Here is a 2,833-nt window from a genome sequence, read left to right as displayed (position 1 = left end):
CTCGGCCAGCGGCAGGCGCTCGATGCCGGCCTTGGCCGCGGCCTCCTGGACCGCCGTCTGGATATGCCGCCAAGCCTGGGCGATGCCCTGCCCCAGCGCGGACGGCCCGGCCCATCCCTGGCCGAGCAGCTGTCCGTGGACGTCGCTCAGCCGGACCCGAGTGCCGGTGCCGCCGCCATCCACCCCCACGAGGTAGCGGACGGCGGTGAAGCGCGGCTGCAAGGGCGCGGACCAGGCGTCCGCCAAGGGGTGGCTGTTCATGATTAATACCAGTTTAGTACCAAAAAACGCGAAGCGTCAATTGGTAGCGCACTGGACTTAACCTTGATGCACAAATCGCTCCGCTAGGGGCTCGCGGATGATAACCACCAACGTACCAGTGATGGCCGATTGAAATGAGGAAGCGCGCAGAGGTGGCCTGCGGAGGGCCAGCGCCCTTTGCAGTCCTTCAGTCCAGCGACCACTCCAGGCCGACGCCCTTGCCCTTGAGCCAGTCCCGCGCCGCGGAGAAGTGGCCGCAGCCGATGAACGGCACCGGCCCGCGCGTGGCGGAGAGCGGCGACGGGTGATTGGCCTGCAGCACGAGGTGGCCGTTGCCGGCGGCCTCGATCAACGGCGCCTTGGCCTGCGCATGCGCGCCCCAGAGCAGGAAGACCTTGGGCGCGGCATCCCGCGCCGTCGCGGCGATGAGCGCATCGGTGAGCGACTCCCAGCCCTTCTTCGCATGCGAGGCGGCGGCGCCGTCCTCGACGGTCAGGCTGGTGTTGAGCAGCAGCACGCCGCACCGGGCCCATTCGCCCAGGTGACCGCACATCGCCGGCTGCTGGCCCAGGTCGCGCTGCAGTTCCTTGAAGATGTTGCGCAGCGACGGCGGCAGCTTCTGCCCCGCCGGCACCGAGAACGCCAGCCCTTCCGCCTGCCCCGGCCCGTGATACGGATCCTGGCCGACGATCACCACCGTCGCCCGCGTCAGCGGCGTGAGCCGCAGCGCGCGCAGCGGGTCTGGCGGATAGATGGCGGCGCCCGCGGCCAGGCGCTCCTTCAGCAGCGCTTCGATGCGCTGGCCGTCGGCGCTCGCGCGCCAGGCGTCGATCAGCGGCTGCCAGCCGTCGCCGACCTGCCAGTCGATGGCCTGCAGCGTCGCGGACATCGCCGGCCTCAACCGAACAGCGCCGACAGCGCCGCGCCCGGGTCGGGCGCGCGCATGAAGGCCTCGCCGACCAGGAAGGCATGCACCTGCGCGTCGCGCATGCGCTGCACGTCGCCCGGCCCCAGGATCCCGGACTCGGTCACCAGCAGGCGATCGGCCGGCACCTGCGCCAGCAGTCCCAGCGTCGTGTCCAGCGTCACCTCGAAGGTCTTCAGGTTGCGGTTGTTGATACCCACCAGCGGCGTCTTCAGCCGCAGCGCGCGCTCGAGTTCGGCGCCATCGTGGACCTCCACCAGCACGTCCAGGCCCAGGCCCAGCGCGCAGTCCTCCAGCTCCGCCATCTGGCCGTCCGCGAGGCTGGCGACGATCAGCAGGATGCAGTCCGCGCCCATCGCGCGCGCCTCGTAGACCTGGTACGGATCGACCATGAAGTCCTTGCGCAGCACCGGCAGCGCGCAGGCGGCGCGCGCCTGCTGCAGGTACTCGACCGAGCCCTGGAAATGCGGCGCGTCGGTGAGCACGCTCAGGCAGGCCGCGCCGTGCCGCTCGTAGCTGCGGGCGATGTCGGCGGGACGGAAGTCCGCGCGCAGCACGCCCTTGCTGGGGCTGGCCTTCTTCACTTCGGCGATCACACCGCTGCGGCCGGCGGCGATCTTGTCGCGCAAGGCCTGCGCGAAGCCGCGCGTGGGCTCGGCGCGCGATTCCGCCTCGGCACGCAGGGCGGCCAGCGGCACGCGGGCCTGCGCGGCGGCGACCTCGTCGCGCTTGACGGCATTGATGCGATCCAGGATGTCGGACATGGTTTTCTCACTTCAGGTCCGGCGCCAGGGCCGGAGGCGGTCGACGCCCAGGCCCGCACGGGCCCGGCCTCGCCACGATCAGGACTGCGCCGCGGCTTGCCGCTGCGTCTCGGCGACGAATTCGTCGAGCTTGGCGCGCGCCGCGCCGGACTCGATCGCCGCGCGCGCCTTCACGATGCCGTCGGCGATGGACTCGACGACATTGGCCGCATACAGCGTCGCGCCGGCGTTGAGCAACACGATGTCCCGCGCCGCGCCAGGCTCGTTGCCGAGCACGCCCAGCAGGATGCGGCGGCTCTCCTCGGGGCCGCTCACCCGCAGGTTGCGGCTGGCGACCATGGGCATGCCGAAGTCCTCGGGATGGATCTCGTACTCGCGGATCTCGCCGTTGCGGAGCTCACCGACCAGGGTCGCCGCGCCCAGCGAGATCTCGTCCATGTTGTCCTTGCCGTAGACCACCACCGCGTGCTGCGCGCCCAGGCGCTGCATCACGCGGACCTGGATGCCGACCAGGTCCGGATGGAACACGCCCATCAAGATGTTGGGCGCGTCCGCCGGATTGGTCAGCGGGCCCAGGATGTTGAAGATGGTGCGCACGCCCAGTTCCTTGCGCACCGGCGCGATGTTCTTCATCGCCGGGTGATGGTTGGGCGCGAACATGAAGCCGATGCCGGTGTTGCCCACGCAGTCGGCGACCGCCTGCGGCGGCAGCGACAGCGTCACGCCGAGCGCCTCCAGCACATCCGCGCTGCCGGTCTTGGACGAGACGCTGCGGTTGCCGTGCTTGGCCACCTGCGCGCCCGCCGCGGCCGCGACGAACATCGAGCAGGTCGAGATGTTGAAGGTGTGCGCGCCGTCGCCGCCGGTGCCGACGACGTCCACC

At 70.7% G+C, this 2,833-nt stretch carries 4 protein-coding genes; all 4 read right to left on the bottom strand.

Features of this window, described 5'->3' with window-relative positions:
* Positions 1 to 261, bottom strand: a 261-nt coding sequence (locus FUT87_RS21910; protein ID WP_310735291.1) for a BadF/BadG/BcrA/BcrD ATPase family protein, incomplete at its 3' end; no start/stop codon positions are given.
* 187 nt (positions 262 to 448) lie between these two features.
* A complete protein-coding gene (locus FUT87_RS21905; protein ID WP_147242386.1) occupies positions 449 to 1,150 on the bottom strand; it encodes a uracil-DNA glycosylase in 702 nt (233 codons plus the stop codon).
* A gap of 8 nt (positions 1,151 to 1,158) precedes the next feature.
* Complete coding sequence (gene trpC, locus FUT87_RS21900; RefSeq protein ID WP_147242385.1) at positions 1,159 to 1,950, bottom strand: indole-3-glycerol phosphate synthase TrpC; 792 nt, start codon at positions 1,948 to 1,950, stop codon at positions 1,159 to 1,161.
* A gap of 78 nt (positions 1,951 to 2,028) precedes the next feature.
* Positions 2,029 to 2,833: anthranilate phosphoribosyltransferase (gene trpD / locus FUT87_RS21895; RefSeq protein ID WP_147242384.1), on the bottom strand; the 805-nt coding region annotated here is incomplete at its 5' end.

The organism is Mitsuaria sp. TWR114 (genome assembly GCF_007997345.1).
This window is presented reverse-complemented; position numbering and strand designations above follow the sequence as displayed.

What these genes read in the sequence shown, in the direction of transcription:
- trpC (WP_147242385.1), bottom strand. Translation starts at nt 1,950, where the DNA reads ATGTCCGACATCCTGGATCGCATCAATGCCGTCAAGCGCGACGAGGTC.
- FUT87_RS21905 (WP_147242386.1), bottom strand. Translation starts at nt 1,150, where the DNA reads ATGTCCGCGACGCTGCAGGCCATCGACTGGCAGGTCGGCGACGGCTGG.